The 16,599-nt window shown below is 35.1% G+C and carries 20 protein-coding genes; 11 read left to right on the top strand and 9 right to left on the bottom strand.

Annotated features, from left to right (window positions below; all coding sequences use genetic code 11):
- Positions 1 to 202: 202 nt before the first annotated feature.
- The gene (gene mutS / locus BA768_RS10225) at positions 203 to 2,791 is read left to right on the top strand and encodes a DNA mismatch repair protein MutS (protein ID WP_065720663.1); all 2,589 of its coding nucleotides are present in this window, start codon (positions 203 to 205) and stop codon (positions 2,789 to 2,791) included.
- Positions 2,792 to 2,793: 2 nt separating this feature from the next.
- Here mutS and BA768_RS10220 read toward each other — a convergent pair whose 3' ends face one another.
- The 3 genes from BA768_RS10220 to BA768_RS10210 form a co-directional block, all read right to left on the bottom strand.
- A complete protein-coding gene (locus tag BA768_RS10220; protein WP_065720662.1) occupies positions 2,794 to 3,249 on the bottom strand; it encodes an energy transducer TonB in 456 nt (151 codons plus the stop codon).
- A 60-nt stretch (positions 3,250 to 3,309) separates the two neighbouring features.
- Complete coding sequence (locus BA768_RS10215) at positions 3,310 to 3,771, bottom strand: energy transducer TonB (RefSeq protein WP_065720661.1); 462 nt, start codon at positions 3,769 to 3,771, stop codon at positions 3,310 to 3,312.
- 80 nt (positions 3,772 to 3,851) lie between these two features.
- Positions 3,852 to 4,271 carry an energy transducer TonB gene (locus tag BA768_RS10210; protein ID WP_065720660.1) on the bottom strand — a complete coding sequence of 140 codons (420 nt, stop codon included), beginning with the start codon at positions 4,269 to 4,271 and terminating at the stop codon, positions 3,852 to 3,854.
- A gap of 95 nt (positions 4,272 to 4,366) precedes the next feature.
- Here BA768_RS10210 and BA768_RS10205 point away from each other — a divergent pair, with 95 nt between their 5' ends.
- The 3 genes from BA768_RS10205 (at position 4,367) to BA768_RS10195 (ending at position 6,040) form a co-directional block, all read left to right on the top strand.
- Positions 4,367 to 4,909, top strand: coding sequence for a TlpA family protein disulfide reductase (locus tag BA768_RS10205; protein ID WP_083206631.1), 543 nt, complete (start codon positions 4,367 to 4,369; stop codon positions 4,907 to 4,909).
- A 10-nt stretch (positions 4,910 to 4,919) separates the two neighbouring features.
- A complete protein-coding gene (locus BA768_RS10200) occupies positions 4,920 to 5,576 on the top strand; it encodes a thioredoxin family protein (protein ID WP_065720659.1) in 657 nt (218 codons plus the stop codon).
- Between the two features lie 89 nt (positions 5,577 to 5,665).
- Entirely contained in the window at positions 5,666 to 6,040 is a 375-nt protein-coding gene (locus BA768_RS10195) for a DUF2809 domain-containing protein (RefSeq protein ID WP_065720658.1), read from the top strand.
- A 431-nt stretch (positions 6,041 to 6,471) separates the two neighbouring features.
- Here BA768_RS10195 and BA768_RS10190 read toward each other — a convergent pair whose 3' ends face one another.
- The 3 genes from BA768_RS10190 to BA768_RS10180 form a co-directional block, all read right to left on the bottom strand.
- Positions 6,472 to 7,389, bottom strand: coding sequence for a YARHG domain-containing protein (locus BA768_RS10190; protein ID WP_065720657.1), 918 nt, complete (start codon positions 7,387 to 7,389; stop codon positions 6,472 to 6,474).
- A 5-nt stretch (positions 7,390 to 7,394) separates the two neighbouring features.
- A complete protein-coding gene (locus tag BA768_RS10185) occupies positions 7,395 to 8,033 on the bottom strand; it encodes a DUF2306 domain-containing protein (protein WP_065720656.1) in 639 nt (212 codons plus the stop codon).
- A gap of 90 nt (positions 8,034 to 8,123) precedes the next feature.
- Positions 8,124 to 9,332 carry an NAD(P)/FAD-dependent oxidoreductase gene (locus BA768_RS10180; protein ID WP_065720655.1) on the bottom strand — a complete coding sequence of 403 codons (1,209 nt, stop codon included), beginning with the start codon at positions 9,330 to 9,332 and terminating at the stop codon, positions 8,124 to 8,126.
- A gap of 288 nt (positions 9,333 to 9,620) precedes the next feature.
- Between BA768_RS10180 and BA768_RS10175 the strand changes: the two genes are divergently transcribed.
- The 3 genes from BA768_RS10175 (at position 9,621) to BA768_RS10165 (ending at position 11,583) form a co-directional block, all read left to right on the top strand.
- Positions 9,621 to 10,115, top strand: coding sequence for an acyl-CoA thioesterase (locus BA768_RS10175; protein WP_034672774.1), 495 nt, complete (start codon positions 9,621 to 9,623; stop codon positions 10,113 to 10,115).
- A gap of 73 nt (positions 10,116 to 10,188) precedes the next feature.
- A complete protein-coding gene (gene thiL / locus BA768_RS10170; RefSeq protein ID WP_065720654.1) occupies positions 10,189 to 11,253 on the top strand; it encodes a thiamine-phosphate kinase in 1,065 nt (354 codons plus the stop codon).
- Between the two features lie 69 nt (positions 11,254 to 11,322).
- The gene (locus tag BA768_RS10165; RefSeq protein WP_034672777.1) at positions 11,323 to 11,583 is read left to right on the top strand and encodes a CPCC family cysteine-rich protein; all 261 of its coding nucleotides are present in this window, start codon (positions 11,323 to 11,325) and stop codon (positions 11,581 to 11,583) included.
- On the opposite strand, the gene BA768_RS20900 is transcribed toward BA768_RS10165, so the two are convergent.
- Together BA768_RS20900 and pepT are read right to left on the bottom strand one after the other, a co-directional pair.
- The gene (locus BA768_RS20900; RefSeq protein WP_317039949.1) at positions 11,578 to 11,730 is read right to left on the bottom strand and encodes a hypothetical protein; all 153 of its coding nucleotides are present in this window, start codon (positions 11,728 to 11,730) and stop codon (positions 11,578 to 11,580) included. The two genes, BA768_RS10165 and BA768_RS20900, sit on opposite strands and share 6 nt — an antisense overlap.
- A gap of 141 nt (positions 11,731 to 11,871) precedes the next feature.
- Positions 11,872 to 13,119, bottom strand: a complete 1,248-nt coding sequence (pepT, locus tag BA768_RS10160; protein WP_065720653.1) for a peptidase T — start codon at positions 13,117 to 13,119, stop codon at positions 11,872 to 11,874.
- Between the two features lie 185 nt (positions 13,120 to 13,304).
- Here pepT and BA768_RS10155 point away from each other — a divergent pair, with 185 nt between their 5' ends.
- From BA768_RS10155 to BA768_RS10145, 3 genes are read left to right on the top strand one after another with little or no spacing between them, the layout of a single operon-like run.
- Positions 13,305 to 14,153: a hydroxymethylglutaryl-CoA lyase gene (locus BA768_RS10155; protein WP_065720652.1), complete on the top strand. Its 849-nt coding sequence runs from the start codon at positions 13,305 to 13,307 to the stop codon at positions 14,151 to 14,153.
- 31 nt (positions 14,154 to 14,184) lie between these two features.
- A complete protein-coding gene (locus BA768_RS10150; RefSeq protein WP_065720651.1) occupies positions 14,185 to 14,586 on the top strand; it encodes an OsmC family protein in 402 nt (133 codons plus the stop codon).
- 41 nt (positions 14,587 to 14,627) lie between these two features.
- Positions 14,628 to 15,464 (top strand): sulfurtransferase, encoded by an 837-nt coding sequence (locus tag BA768_RS10145; RefSeq protein ID WP_065720650.1) that lies wholly within the window; start codon positions 14,628 to 14,630, stop codon positions 15,462 to 15,464.
- 15 nt (positions 15,465 to 15,479) lie between these two features.
- Here the strand turns inward: BA768_RS10145 and BA768_RS10140 are convergent, their stop codons facing one another.
- Complete coding sequence (locus BA768_RS10140; RefSeq protein WP_065720649.1) at positions 15,480 to 16,103, bottom strand: endonuclease III domain-containing protein; 624 nt, start codon at positions 16,101 to 16,103, stop codon at positions 15,480 to 15,482.
- A gap of 33 nt (positions 16,104 to 16,136) precedes the next feature.
- On the opposite strand from BA768_RS10140, the gene bcp reads away from it, so the two are divergent.
- Positions 16,137 to 16,586 (top strand): thioredoxin-dependent thiol peroxidase, encoded by a 450-nt coding sequence (gene bcp / locus BA768_RS10135; protein WP_065720648.1) that lies wholly within the window; start codon positions 16,137 to 16,139, stop codon positions 16,584 to 16,586.
- Positions 16,587 to 16,599: the final 13 nt, after the last annotated feature.

Here is a 16,599-nt window from a genome sequence, read left to right as displayed (position 1 = left end):
TTCTACGAATACACTAATTTTTTATCCTTAAATTTTACATTAAAACAATTATTTGTGCATTCGTGACAATTTATTAAAGGTAAATACTATTCTCAATCATCCGTGAAAATCTGTGCAATCTGTGGGAGATTTTCGAATAACCAATTTGCCTCAAGGATTTTATTTCCTATTTTTACCAACCCAATTTTAAGACAATTTTTTAATGGCAAAGGCGACGAAGAAAGAAACCCCGTTAATGACGCAGTATAATACCATCAAGGCGAAATATCCTGATGCGCTTTTACTTTTCAGAGTGGGGGATTTCTATGAAACTTTCGGGCAGGATGCCATCAGAGCTTCTCAGGTTTTGGGAATTGTTTTAACAAAAAGAGCCAATGGAGAAGGTCATATCGAACTGGCTGGATTTCCTCATCATTCGGTAGATTCTTATTTACCAAAATTGGTGAGAGCAGGACTTCGTGTTGCGATTTGCGACCAGTTGGAAGATCCAAAAATGGTCAAAGGAATTGTAAAACGTGGCGTTACCGAATTGGTAACTCCAGGAGTAACGTTCAATGACCAGGTTTTAAGTTCAAAAAAGAATAATTTTCTTCTTTCGCTTCATAAAGAAAAAGAAAAATACGGAATTGCTTTAGTCGATGTTTCTACCGGAGAATTTTTAGTCAGTGAAGGAAATCTCGATAAACTTCTTCATATTGTTAATACGTTTGACCCGAGTGAGATTATTTATCAGAGAAGTGTTCAGATTCCGGATCAGCTTAAAAATAAAAATGTTTTCAAGCTTGAAGACTGGGCTTATCAGTATAATTTTGCTTACGAAAAACTGACAAATCAATTTAAAACCAATTCATTAAAAGGTTTTGGTGTTGAAGGTTTAAATTTAGCGATTACTGCTGCAGGAGCTATTTTCGCTTATCTTGTTGAAGACACGCATCACAATTTACTGGCGCACATTACCAAAATTCAGATTATTCCGCAGGAAGATTATCTGATGATGGATCATTTTACGCTGAGAAACTTAGAAATCGTTTATCCGAGCCATCCGAAAGGAAAATCGCTTTTGGATATTATTGATAAAACTTCTACCCCAATGGGCGGAAGATTGTTGCGAAGACGAATTATTCTTCCTTTAAAATCGGTTGATGAAATTTCAAGACGACTTTCGCTGATTGATTTTTTGAACGAGAAAGATCATCTTAAATATGAGATTTCAGAATTGTTGAAATCAATTTCAGATTTAGACCGATTGATGGGAAAACTGGCGGCGGAAAAAATTTCACCGAAAGAATTAGGTCATTTACGTCAAAGTTTAATAAATATTCAGAAAATTAAAGGATTGCTTCATCCTCATGCCGATGTTTTGGCGTGGCTTGAACCGTTAAATAAGTTAGATGAACTAATTGCTCTGCTTGAAAATCATTTGAATGAAGAACTTCCGGTAAATCTTGCCAAAGGAAATGTGATTAAAGAAAGTATTTCTGAAGAACTTGATCGATTAAGAGGACTTCAATCTAAAGGTCGTGGATTTTTGGATGAAATGTGTCAAAGAGAAATCGAAAGAACAGGAATTACCAGCTTAAAAATAGATTTTAATAATGTTTTCGGATATTTTATTGAAGTAAGAAATACTCATAAAGATAAAGTTCCGTCCGACTGGCTAAGAAAACAGACGTTGGTCAACGCCGAACGTTATATTACCGAAGAATTAAAGGAATACGAAAACCAAATTCTGGGAGCTGAAGAAAAAATCAGTGTTCTGGAAAATCAGTTGTACAGAAAGGTTTGTTCCGAAACGATGATTTACATCGACAGGATTCAGGAAAACTCGAATATTATCGCACAGCTTGATGTTGCTGTTGGCTTGTCTGAACTGGCCGTTTCTGAAAGTTATACAAAACCTGTTTTAACGGAGACTTTTGCCATTGATTTAAAAGAAGCTAGACACCCGATCATTGAAAATGCACTTCCTTTAGGCGAAAAATATATTCCGAACGATATTTTCTTAGATAAAGATTCTCAGCAGATTATTATGGTTACCGGACCCAACATGGCGGGTAAATCGGCAATTCTTCGTCAGACTGCAATTGTATGTCTTCTGGCTCAGATCGGAAGTTTTGTTCCTGCAAAACACGCTGAAATAGGCGTTTTAGATAAAATCTTTACGAGAGTTGGCGCAAGCGATAATATTTCTGCAGGCGAATCAACTTTTATGGTGGAAATGAATGAGGCAGCAAATATTCTGAATAATATTTCTGAACGAAGCCTGATTTTATTAGACGAAATCGGTCGTGGAACTTCCACTTACGACGGGGTTTCCATCGCTTGGGCGATTGCGGAATATCTTCATCAGCATCCGACTCAGGCAAAGACTTTGTTTGCAACCCACTATCACGAGTTGAATGAAATGACCGTGAATTTCGAACGTGTGAAAAATTTCCATGTTTCTATTCAGGAAAACAAAGGGAATATTATTTTCTTAAGAAAGTTGGTTCCGGGCGGAAGTGAGCACAGTTTCGGTATTCACGTAGCAAAACTGGCGGGAATGCCTTCAAAAGTGGTCAACAGAGCCAATGAAATTCTGAAAACTTTGGAAGCAAGCCGAACTCAGGGTAGCTCTTCAGAAACTATCAAAAGAGTGACTGAAGAAAACATGCAACTGTCTTTTTTTCAGTTAGACGATCCTGTTTTGGAAAACATCAGAGAAGAATTAACGAAAATCGACATCAATACTTTGACGCCGATTGAAGCGTTGATGAAGCTGAACTCGATTAAAAAGATGATTGGAGGGTAAGATTAGCTGATATTAATTGTTAAAGGAATTCTATATCGGCTTCGTACTGTTTCGCCTTTAATTTTTCCGGGCATCCATTTTTCTTTAATGCTGCGAACTGCTTTTTTTACTTCTGCATTAAATTTTTCATTTGAACCGGTAACTTTCAAATCAGTCATACTTCCATCTCTTTCTATCACGAAACTAATGAGTCCTTTGAGATTATTTTCTCCATTTTCAGACCGAAAAGAATCCAAAACAATTGCATTTTGAAATTTAGTTCTAAAAGCTAAAACTCCATCAGGAAAATCAGGCATCTGATCTGGATTTTCATAAATTGCCAAAACATCAACGGACGTATTGGAATTATTATAAATAGGGTATTTACTTGTTGTAGGTGGCGGTGAGGGAGAATTTGTATTTTGTCCAAAAGCAATTCCACTTAGAAGTAGAGAAATTATTAAAATGAAATTTTTCATAATCAAATTTAATCAAAAAATAAAAAATCGACGCCAAAAATCTGACATCGAAGTAATTTCCTAATTGTATTTTTTGCTCTTTAGAGGAAAGTAGAATAAATACCGCACTGCTTGTCCGTTCAATTTTGCGGGTTTCCAACGTATGAACATTCTTTTCACACCCAGTTCTGCTTCTTCAGCGTGCTTTTTGTTTTTCGAAACTGCAGCGACATTCCTTACATAACCGTTTTTTTCAACGATAAAGTAAAGCCGTATATCTACTTTTTCATTGTTTTTGAGGTCTAATGTTTCTATATTTTCGAAATATTTTTTCTTGAAAGCCATCATTCCACCCGGAAATTCAGGGATTGTGTCTGCTTTTGTAACGACCTGTTTTAAGTCTAATTTATTTTTAACAATAGTATAATCAGGCAGGGCTGAAACATCGGGAACGAAATTCTCAACAACATTTTTTGTGTCTTTTTCCTGAGCAAAGGCAAATGATGCGAAAAATAAACCAAGCAACAAAACTGCTTTCTTCATTAATTTAATTTTATATTGGTGGAAATGAAAGTCTTCTCAAACCAATTATTATTCATTGAGGGCAGCAAACTTAATACCAATTAATCAAAATATAGAGTAAGCGGAAATCTAAACCTTGATCTTACGACTTTACCATTGTATTCAGCAGGAGTCCATCGATCTTTGATTTTGGAAACAATTCGCACGGCTTCCCGATTAAAACTATCATTTTCTCCCATTGCCTCAACTTGAGTGAGTGTCCCATCTTTTTCTATTACAAAAGTAACCTGACATTTTTCTGTTCCCTTACCCGTGACATTTTTGATTTTAAATTTTTTAGCAATTAAGGCTTTAAATGTTTGTAAACCTCTGGGAAATTCTGCAAATTTATCAAAATCATCAGAAGAGATAATCTTTGCATTGTGATTGACTGATTCATCTGACACATTTTTTTCCACCGTGTTTTGAGCACTTACAGAATATGCGAAAGATAATGTGAGCAATACAAAGAGTTTTTTCATTTTTTATTTTTAGCAAAAATACTATATCAAATTAATTTAACAAAGTTTAACAGCATTAGACAAATAGTTTAGATATTCATTCGTTAATTTTGAGTATGAAGAAAATTTTTAGTGTAATCGTGTTGATTTTCAGTGTTTCTGTTTGTTTTTCTCAGGAAAAGACTCCTCCTTACAAAGAAATCCTTCCTCAGAACGAAAAGATCGTTGTCGTGAACGACATTCCGATGATCAAGTACGAATTGCTTGAACAGAAAATTAAAGAAGAAAAAGATGTTTTTCTGGTGCTCAATTTCTGGTCTACAACCTGCGCTCCATGTGTGAAAGAGCTACCGGATTTCATAGAAGTTAATGATAAATTTAAAGCAAATCCTAAGTTTAAAATGCTGTTGGTTTCTTTAGATCGCGCAAAAGATAAAGAACGCGTTATTCAGTTTATTAAAAACAAAATCCTGACCGCAGAAGTTGTTTTACTGGACGATATTAAAAGAATGAACACCTGGATTCCTAAGTTTGAAAAAAACTGGGACGGAAATATCCCGGTAACTATTTTCTACAAAAACGGAGAAAAAATACATTTCAATGACGGTGAAATGAGCAAAGAAAATCTAGAAAATATTATTGTTAAAAATTTAAACTAAACAAAATACTATGAAAAATTTCAAAATTTTAATGACCGCATTTATTGTCGGACTTGGATTACTGAGTTTTACAAAAATCAACAGCGATAAAAATGAAGAGCCAAAATCTAAAACGGCTTCTGCGAAAGGTTATGAAGTTGGTGATGAAGCAACAGATTTTAAGCTGAAAAATACAGACGGAAAAATGGTTTCTTTAAGTGATTTTAAAAAAGCTAAAGGTTTCATCGTGGTTTTTACGTGCAACCATTGTCCGTATGCAAAAAAATACGAAGACAGAATTGTGGCCCTCGACAAGAAATATAAATCTCAGGGTTATCCTGTGATTGCAATCAATCCGAATGATCCGAATGTACAGCCAGAAGACAGTTACCAAAAAATGATCGAAAGAGCCAAAGAAAAGGGTTTTACATTTCCTTATCTGGTAGATGAAGGTCAGAAAATTTATCCTCAATACGGCGCTACAAAAACCCCACATGTATTTGTTCTTCAGAAAGAAGGCTCAAAAAACATCGTAAAATACATCGGTGCAATTGATAATAATTACGAAGATCCGAATGATGTTTCCGAACGTTATGCAGAAGACACAGTGGATGCATTACTTAAAAATGAATCGGTAAAAATGACGAAAACCGTAGCAATCGGCTGTACGATCAAAGTGAAAAAATAATTTTATTTTAGCCTATAAAAGTAATTGGGCGGACTTTAGTCCGCTCTTTTTTAACACAAAAATCAAAGGCTTTAGCCAAAATTAGTCTGATGAAATTTAAATTTAACTTAAAATATTTCCTTTTATCCCTTCTGATTTTTTTCATTGAGGTACTCATTGCCACCGTTTTAAAAGATAATTTCTTTATTCGGGCTTATCTGGGAGACGTTATTGTTGTCATGCTCCTATATACTTTAGTAAAAAGTTTTTTCGTCACCGATGACACGAAACTTATTCTCGGAATCTTTGCATTTTCGTGTATTGTAGAATTCGCTCAGTTTTTCAATATTGCAGAAAAATTAGGCTTCCAACCGGGAAGCATGATGCATATCGTGATCGGAAATTCTTTTTCGTGGATTGATATTTTATGTTATGCGGTGGGATGTTTATTGCTTTATATTTCAACTAAAATCACATCTAATTAAAAACAATGTCAGTCAGATATATTTTACTGCTTTGCATTTTCTTTTGCTCATGCTCAAAACAAAATTCTGAACAAATTTTTGGAACATACACAACCCCTGAAAATAGTAGTATAAATCGATTAAAATACGGTTCTTTAGTACTGCAATTGACATTAAAATTAAACAAGAACAACACCTATGAATATTCAACCTGCGCACAAAAAGAAACAGGAAGATAGTCATTAAATAACAATCAGTTAAGATTATTTTGTGAAGAAAAGAAATTTATTGCAGATAGCCTTAATTATAATGAAAAATATAAAAAAGGAACTATCTGCGATTCCCTACAAGTTTTCTCTTACGAAGAAGGAAAACTGCACAGAACTATTAAGATTCTAAACAAAGATCACAAGATACTCTTATTCAAGCAAAAATAAGCGCACATCAGATCATTACCTCCCAAAAGAATCATATTTATCTTCCGCATATTTTATAAAACGGTTCAGCAAAGCCACATTGTCTTTTTCCATGGGAGAAAGTTCACTGTCGACATTGCTTGAAACCGGAATATACCAGTCGGTTTGCTCAAAAAAGTATCGGTAAGTCGGCTTTTTGAATGCATACCCATGTCTTGCAAAAACTGCATTCTTTATGATTTCCATATCGAGTTTGCGTAGGTTTTTGAGATCTTTCTCAGTCAGCTTTTGCTTGGAAGCATTGATTTTGAATACGGCATCAGAAGCAATTCTGTTTTTAGATTCGGTATAAGTTTCAGTTTTTCCGGTTTCCTCGTCAGTATATTTTTCTTTAAAATCTTTAGGATTTTCCCAGTCGATCAGGTCAGAATTTTCATCCAGCATAAAATTCGGATTGTAAACGAATTCTTTTTTGATCAGCTTTAAATTTTTCAAAGGGGCTTTTACTGCGGTCTTGTTAAAAGCCGTCCATTTTCCGGTAATGCTGTCGTTTTTAAGCTTGATCTCAAATCTTCCGTCAGTTTTATCATTTCCGGGCTCATCAAGGATAAAAGATTGTGTAGATTCATTAAAAACACCACGAAAAGGTCTTTGGTTGCCATTCACAATACTTTGTCCATAAACGCTGTCTTTGGTAATACGATTGATCTTCAGAGAAAGTTTTTTATAAACATCACCTTCATATTCTTCACCAAATTCAGGGGTAATCATTTCCTTTCCTGCAAAATCACCCATGTAAATTCCGTAATATTCTTTATGAACTTCAGGCACAACGGCTGAATCTTTTTTGGCAACTAAACTATCTTTGGATTTTTCTTCGGTTGGCGCATCTTTTTTACAGCTTGTGAAACCGAATGCCACTAAAGTGAGTAACGTGAATTTTAAAATTTTCATATAAATTAAATGTGCTTTTTTGTGATTAAATATTCTATTAAAATAATATTGGGTACCCAACCGAGCCATGCAATAATCTGGTAAACATCCATCGGATTCGGGTGGAATAAATATACAATAATTACCTTCCACATTCTCAATGTAATGGCAGAAATTGTGAGTGCGAAACTTCGCCACATCCATTGTTTGTGTCCGCTGAATTTTTTTTGTCGTGCTAATTGGTACGCCTTAAATGTCGAAAACCACCACAAACAGCCCAAAATTACGAACGAAATTTTAGAAAGTAAGCCACCGTTTGCAAAAATCCCCATATAAATTCCAGATGGAGCAGCGAAAATCAGAATAAAAAAAATATAAATTTTTCCAGCGTTTCTATGGAAGTTTTTTAATCCGTAATCTTTTCTGATAATCGCTAAAAAACCTGTCAATAAAACAAAAATACTTGTATAAACATGAGTGTAAAAAAAGTAAAGATATTCCGATCTGTGCTCTACTTCGGTTTGCTTTATCATTAAAAAACTCACATCGCTTTTCAATGGAATATATTCTAATGTGATTTTCAGCATGAGCCAAAAGAAATATCCGAACCCTAGAAGGAGAAGGATTTTCAGAATATTCAAAATATTTTTTTTTACTAAAAGCATATTCTTTTAAAACACTAATATCACAAATTTTCACACAAATATTCTCAAATAAATTGTGTGGTTAGTGGAAAAGATTTGCACCATTTATGTTTAGTTTATTTTTGTATTTAAATCCTGTGCAATCAGCCAAGCCTCACTCCAGCAAGCCTGAAAATTAAACCCACCCGTAACCGCATCAATATTCAACACCTCTCCGGCGACATAAAAGTTAGGCAAAATTTTCGAAGACATATTTTTAAAGTTAATTTCTTTTAAATCAACACCTCCTGCAGTTACAAACTCATCTTTATAAGTCGATTTCCCGGTTACATTGAATTTCTTTTTACATAAATTTTCTAAAATTTTCTGCATTTCTTTTCCGGAAATCTGTGCAACCTGTTTATTCAAATCTATATTGGAAACCTCCAAAACTCTTTGCCAAAAACGATTCGTTACCTCAAAAATTTTCGCTTGCCCGATTGTTTTCTTCGGATTTGTCTGTTTAAAGTTCTGAAATAATTCTTCCGCTTCATCCATACCTTTCGAAATAAAATTTACTTCAATTTCAAAATTATATTTCACTTTGGCTAAATTAATTGCCTCCCAAGCCGAAATTTTCAAAATCGCAGGTCCTGAAAGTCCCCAATGCGTAATCAATAAAGGTCCGCTTTCTTCTGTTTTTAGTTTCGGAATAGAAGTTTCTGCCATTTCAAAGCTTGTTCCCAACAAATCTTTCAGCAAAGGATCTTTGATATTAAATGTAAAAAGAGAAGGAACCAGATCAATGATTTTATGACCTAAATTTTCAATCATTTTCAATGATTTTGGCGAACTTCCGGTGGTATAAATAACAAAATCGGCTTCGAAGTCCCCCAGACTTGTTTTTACCAGATATTTTTCATCAAGCTTTTCAATTTCTTTTACGGAACATTTTGTTTTCACTTCAACATTTTTCTTCTGAATTTCATTGAGAAAAGTATTAATAATCGTCTGTGAAGAATTACTTTCCGGAAATATTCTGTTATCGTTTTCAATCTTCAACGAAATTTTTCGGTTTTCGAACCACTCCATTGTATCTCCCGGTTGAAATTTAGTAAAAACACTCAATAATTCCTTGTTTCCACGAGGATAAAACTGAATCAGCTCTTTCGGATCAAAGCAGGCATGAGTAACATTGCATCTTCCGCCCCCTGAAATTTTCACTTTCTGAAGAACATCAGAATTCTGTTCAAGAATGGTGATTTTATATTTCTTTTCGTCAAGATTGGCTGCACAGAAAAATCCGGCTGCTCCACCTCCGATAATGATAATTTGCTTCATAATTTTATTAACCGCAAAGGCACAAAATTTTTTTTAGATTTTTAAATATTTCAAAAGAACAAAAAAGAATTGTGAAAATTGATTATTCTTTTTTTAATTCAAAGCTTTTATGCAACGGATTATTTTTGCAAAATTACAATTTTTATAAACCATCTTATTTAAGTAATTTTGTGACCATAAATCAACGACTCAGGCACATTCCTTTTTTGAACTTTAATCTGATAAATTTCAGCTTTATCATGTATTAATTAAACTTTTGTGACTTTTGTGGTTTAAAATAAATTTAAAATGACATTCTACCATACTTTTGAAGTTCGCTGGAGCGATCTTGATGCCAATAAACATCTTGCCAATTCATCTTACGTGCAATATTGTGCGCAAACGAGAATGGCTTTTATGAAAAAAGAAAAAATGGGTGTTACCCAAATGAGCCGATGGGGAATTGGTCCGGTGATTATGCATGAAAGATTTTCATTTTTTAAGGAAATATTCGCAGATCAAAAAGTAATTGTAAGTTTAGAGATCGATGGTTGTGCAGAAGATGCTTCGATTTATCGTTTTGTACATAAGTTTTACCTTCCGGATGGTTCGCACTGTGCAACTTCAGAAGCAACCGGAGTCTGGATTGATACCATGCTGAGAAAAATGACTTCTCCGCCGGATGATGTTGTAGAAGCGATGAACAAATACAAAACTGCGGAAACTATCTTGATGACAAGAGAAGATTTTAAGAAGCTTCCTTTCCGTCCTGAGAATATTGACCCGGCAGTTTTTAATCAATAAATGATCATTGATAAACGATGATCGATTGTAGTCATCATTAATCAATTATCAACAATCAATTATAATTTAGCGTATGTTTGAAGATAAAAACCCAGAATTAACACCCATTTCCAAATTAGGAGAATTTGGTTTAATAAAACATCTTACAGAATTTTTTCCTTTATCCAATGAGTCTTCGGAGCTTGGAGTCGGCGATGATGCTGCAATTATTAATCCTGATAATAAGAAAGTCGTTTTAACGACGGATGTTCTTGCGGAAGGAGTTCATTTTAATTTAGGCTATGTTCCTTTGAAACATTTAGGTTACAAAGCTGTTGTGGTAAATCTTAGCGATATTGTAGCCATGAATGCAACGCCAACGCAGATTTTAGTTTCTTTGGCTGTTTCAAACCGTTTTCCGGTGGAAGCCTTGGAAGAATTGTATGCCGGAATTCAAACAGCCTGCGGAAGATACAAAGTAGACTTAATCGGCGGAGATACAACGAGTTCCAATGCCGGTTTGGTAATGAGCATTACTGCCGTCGGAATTGAAAATGAAGAAAATATTGTCAGAAGAAGTACCGCAAAACCAAACGATTTATTAGTCGTAACCGGAGATTTAGGTGGCGCTTATATGGGTCTTCAGATTTTGGAAAGAGAACATGCCGTTTTCTTAGCCAATCCGGATATGCAGCCAGAAATGGAAGGTTTCGATTACATTTTGGAAAGACAATTAAAACCTGAAGCAAGAACCGATGTAAAAGGAATTTTGGAACAATTGGATATCAAACCAACTTCGATGATTGATATTTCTGACGGTTTGGCTTCTGAAATACTGCATCTTTCTGATCAGTCTAATGTAGGTTTCAGATTATATGAAGAGAAAATCCCGTTGGATAATCTTACAATTTCTACGGCAGATGATTTTAATTTAAATCCTGTAATGACCGCATTAAGCGGTGGCGAAGATTACGAATTGCTGTTTACGATTTCTCCCAACGATTTCGATAAAATAAAAAATCACCCGGATTTTACCATTATTGGCCATGCAGTTGAAAAAGAAGACGGAAATTTCATGGTGGCAAGAGGCTCTAATCAATTGGTCGCTTTAACGGCACAAGGTTGGGATGCTTTTTTAGGCAATCAGCCAAACGGATAAATTCTATTTAATTTTAAATATTGTGAAACCACTGCTTTTTTGTAGTGGTTTTTTGTTAATTTTAAATTTATGGATGAAAAGAATGATTTAAATGTTCAATGCTATTGTTGTGGATACTTTACACTATCTGAAAGAAGACATTTTGAAATCTGTGATGTTTGTTTTTGGGAAGACGACGGAGTGTTTGATCCACTTGAAGAAAGTGGTCCAAATCATATGACCTTGGAAGAAGGAAGAGAAAATTTTAAAAATTTTGGTGCTTGTGAGGAGCGGTTCGTAGAAAATGTGGTAGAAAACCCTGAAAGTAAATATAGAAAAGGTGATTTATAAAATAGAAGTCATCAAAAATCCGGAAATCACAAAGAAGACATCAACCCCGATAAAACCACCGGGAAGCAAGGAAGAATTTAAATGAAATATAAAAACCAAAAGAAAAGCAAGCGCTCTTATCCCCTGAATGTCTTTTCTAAACTGCATTGATGTTTTTGATAGTCACAAATATAGGATATAATATTTAGCCTAAATTTAATGAAATCATATAAATTTACTTTGTTCTGTTTTAAATAAAAAAATCCAACTCAAAAAAGAGCTGGATTTCAATTTTATTTAAGTGAAAATCTATGCTTTCACAATATTCACAATCACCTCAACGGCTTTTTCCATACTTTCCAGCGCCACATATTCGTAAGGTCCGTGGAAGTTGATTCCGCCCGCAAAAATATTCGGACAAGGCAATCCCATGTAAGAAAGCTGTGCTCCGTCTGTTCCGCCTCTGATGGCTTTGATTTTAGGCTCAATTCCCGCTTCTTTCATTGCTTTTGCAGCAAGATCTACAATATGCATTTTCCCTTCAAACTGCTGCTTCATATTGCGGTATTGTTCTTTGATTTCAACCTCTGCCGTTCCTTCGCCATGTTTTTCGTTGAATTCAGCAACTTTCTGTGCCATGAATTTTTTTCTCGCTTCAAATTTCTCTTCATCATGATCACGGATGATGTATTGCAGTTTGCATTCAGAAACATCAGACGCAATATCCATTAAATGATAAAAACCATCAAAACCTTTCGTGGTAGAAGGTGTTTCGTTTGCAGGAAGAGATTGAATGAATTCTGCTGCCAAAAGACTTGCATTCACCATTTTTCCAAAGGCATAGCCCGGATGAACACTCAATCCGTGGATTTTTACCACTGCTCCCGCTGCGTTGAAATTTTCATACTCCAATTCTCCAACTTCTCCACCGTCCATTGTGTAAGCGAATTCAGCTCCGAATTTTGCAACGTCAAATTTATGAGCTCCTCTTCCGATTTCTTCATCAGGAGTAAATCCAACAGCGATTCTTCCGTGTTTGATTTCAGGATGGGCAATCAGATATTCCGCTGCCGTTACAATTTCTGCACAACCCGCTTTATCATCTGCGCCAAGAAGAGTGTTTCCGTCAGTTGTAATCAATGTCTGACCGATATATTTTTTTAAACTTTCAAATTTTGAAGGAGATAAAGTAAATCCTGTTGTCTGATTTAATACTAAATCATTACCATCATAATTTTTCCAAACCTGTGGTTTTACATTTTCTCCACTGAAGTCCGGTGAAGTATCATAATGTGAGATGAATCCAATCGTTGGCTGATTATCATTTTCCAGATTAGAAGGAACGTAACCCATGATGTAACCGTTATCATCAATCGATACATTTTCCAGACCGATCGTTTTCAGCTCCTCAACAATATAATTGGCGATATCCCATTGTCTTTCCGTAGATGGGGTAGCTTCGCTTTCTGCATCACTTGTCGAATATATTTTTACATAGCTGAGAAAACGGTTCAGCAGTTTTTCTCTCCACATGGCGTTGAATTCTATTGTACTCATTTTAATATCATAAATTTTAACAAAGTTACTGATTTTGGTAGTGACTGTAAATTATTGTCGTTAAATAGTAGAGATTGAAATTTTAAATCACAAATAATTTACTGATTCTCAGTTTAATATTAGCTTTGTTTTCTTCAGAACTAAATAGTTTAGTTTTATTATATTTGAGAAAATCAAAAAGTAAAATGTTTCTTACCGAATGTCCTAGAGACGCAATGCAGGGTTGGGATGAATTTATTCCTACCACAAAAAAAATAGATTACATCAATTCGCTGATGGAAGTGGGTTTCGATGTCTTGGATTGTGTGAGTTTTGTTTCTCCGAAAGCTATTCCGCAAATGGCAGATTCTGCAGAAGTGGCAGAAAATATCGATAAATCTCTTTCGAATACGAAAGTTTCTGCCATCATCGGAAATTTCCGTGGTGCAGAGAAAGCATTAAAACACCAGTCTGTAGATATTTTGGGGTTTCCCTTCTCTATTTCTGAAACTTTTCAGCACAGAAATACCAATAAGAATCAGGAAGAAGCTTTTGATGATATTGTAAAAATCCTTGAACTTACCAAAGCTGAAAACAGAGAGTTTAACCTTTATTTTTCAATGGCATTTGGAAATCCTTATGGCGAGGTATGGAAATGGGAAGATGTTGATTTCTGGGCGAAACGTTTTTCGGAAATAGGCATAAAAAACATTCTTCTGTCTGATACAACTGGCGTGGCAACTCCTGAAAAAATTACACTTCTTTTTGAGAAAATCCCATCAAGCTACCCTGAAATGAATTTTGGTGCTCATTTTCATAACCGCTACGAAGATTCTTATTCTAAACTTAAAGCTGCTTATGATCAAGGTTGCAGAAGATTTGATTCAGCCATCAAAGGAATTGGCGGTTGTCCGATGGCAAAAGATGATCTGGTAGGAAATATGCCGACCGAACAGGTAATCAATTTTATGAGCGTAGAAAAAGCGGAACATAATTTGAATCTACTCAATTTCGAAAGTTCTTATAACAGAGCGAAAGATATTTTTCACTTTTAAGACATTGTCTTTTTACTTTTATTTAAAAATTATGACTTCAAAAATAACTTACATAGGAGATCTAAGATGTTCTGCTGAACATTTGCAATCTGGAACAATCATTGAAAGCGATGCTCCAACAGACAACCACGGCAAAGGTGAAAAGTTTTCACCTACAGATTTGTGTGCAACTTCTTTAGCAGAATGTGCATTGACAACCATTGCGATTTTAGGAAAGGAAAAAAATATTAATATTGAAGGAGCGTATTGCAATCTTCAGAAAATTATGGCTCCGAATCCGAGAAGAATTGCTGAAATTTTCTGTGAATTTGTATTTCCTGATCAGTTTACGGAAGAGGAAAAAGATTTTATTGAAGCCACGGCACATAATTGTCCTGTTGCAAAAAGTCTGCATCCGGACCTGAAACAGATCTTTACTTTTTCTTATGAATAACAATTAGCGCAGAGATTTCTGCGTTTTTTATTTAGTTTAATATGCAGCCCATTATTTCAATACAACAATTTAAAAATCTTCCCCCCGAAAACCTCATTATCCTTGATGCAAGAGTCGGCAAAGATGCCTATGAAAATTACTTAATTAATCACATTAAAGGAGCTAGATTCATTGACTTGAATAAGGATTTAGCCGGAACTGTTGAAAATCTTGCTTTTGGCGGAAGACATCCGCTTCCAAAAATTGAAAAATTTTCAGAAACAGTTTCTATTCTTGGTATTTCGGAAACTTCCCATATTATAATTTATGATGATAAAAATGGTTCAAATGCTGCAGCAAGAGCCTGGTGGATGCTGAAATCTTTTGGTTTAAAAAATATTCAGGTTTTGGATGGCGGAATTCAAAGTGCAGAAAAGGAAGCTGTAGAGTTTTCAAATGGGGAAGAAAACTTTCAAAAGTCAGAATTAATTAAAAACCATCAATGGATTTTACCTTTATTCGCCTTAGAAGATGTCGAAAATCAATTATTAAGCAATACAGCAACTGTTATCGACGTGCGAGATGCGTATCGTTTCAGAGGAGAATCTGAACCCATTGATTTGGTTGCAGGACATATCCCGGGAACAATTAATATTCCTTTTTCAGAAAACTTAGATGAAAAAGGGAACTTTCTAAAACCAGAGATTTTAAAAGAAAAATACTCTTCCTTTTTTCAAAATAATTCTAAAAAAATAATTATTCACTGCGGATCAGGAGTTACAGCATGTCATACAATTCTCGCATTAAGCTACGCAGGATTTGACACCGTAGGTTTATATGTTGGTTCGTGGAGCGAATGGAGCCGAAGAGAAGGCAAAGCAATTATCACAGAAATTTAATATCCTGCGAACTTTTTAAATCTTCTCAAACATCATTTTAGTTATAAAATCCTTCTCCCCTTTTCCTCTTGCAGGCGAATATTCTCTACCGTAAAAGATAATCTGGAGATGAAGCTTATTCCATACCTCTTCCTTCCAGATGCTTTTGGCGTCTCTTTCGGTTTCTACGACGTTTTTACCGGAAGTGAGCTTCCATTGAGTCATTAATCTGTGAATGTGCGTATCGACCGGAAAAGCAGGAAATCCGAAACCCTGACTCATTACTACAGAAGCTGTTTTGTGGCCAACTCCGGGAAGCGCTTCAAGCTCTTCATAAGTTTGAGGCACTACTCCATTATGCCTTTCCAGAAGAAGCTCTGCCATTCTTTTCAGGTTTTTGGCTTTCGTATTAGAAAGTCCGATTTCTTTAATCAGTTCTTTGATCTGATATTCTTCCAGTTTCGCCATTCTTTGCGGTGTTCCGGCAACAGCAAAAAGTTCGGGGGTAACCTGATTAACTTTCTTGTCAGTTGTCTGTGCAGAAAGAGCAACGGCAACCATTAAAGTATAAGGATCTGTATGATCTAAAGGAATAGGAACTTCAGGATAAAGTTTCTCCAATTCTGCCTGAACAAGTTCAGCTCTTTGCTTTTTTGTCATTTAACCACTAAATTTGAACAAAAATAAGTCATTATGCTGAAAGTTGGAGATAAACTGCCACAATTTGAAGGAAAGAACCAAGACGGAGAAGCCATCAATTCTAAGAGTTTAATCGGAAAAAAACTGGTGATATTCTTTTATCCGCAAGCCAATACGCCGACCTGTACTGTAGAAGCCTGTAATCTAAGCGATAATTACTCACAATTGGAAAAAGCAGGATTTCAGCTTTTGGGAATCAGTGGTGATACGGTGAAAAAGCAGAAAAATTTCCACAGCAAGTTTGAATTTCCTTATGATTTAATTGCTGACGAAAATCGTAATATTATCGAAAAGTTTGGAGTTTGGCAAGAGAAAAAGACGTTCGGAAAAACCTATATGGGAATCGTAAGAACCACTTTTATTTTTGATGAAAAAGGAATCTGTACAAGAGTGATTGAAAAAGTGACTTCAAAAACGGCAGCTGCGCAAATTTTGGAAGAATAGTTGTTGTCTGACA

This window comes from Chryseobacterium sp. CBo1 (assembly GCF_001693475.1).
Classification (GTDB): domain Bacteria; phylum Bacteroidota; class Bacteroidia; order Flavobacteriales; family Weeksellaceae; genus Chryseobacterium; species Chryseobacterium formosense.
The sequence above is the reverse complement of the archived record's forward strand: the minus strand, read 5'-3'. Positions and strand labels throughout refer to the sequence as shown.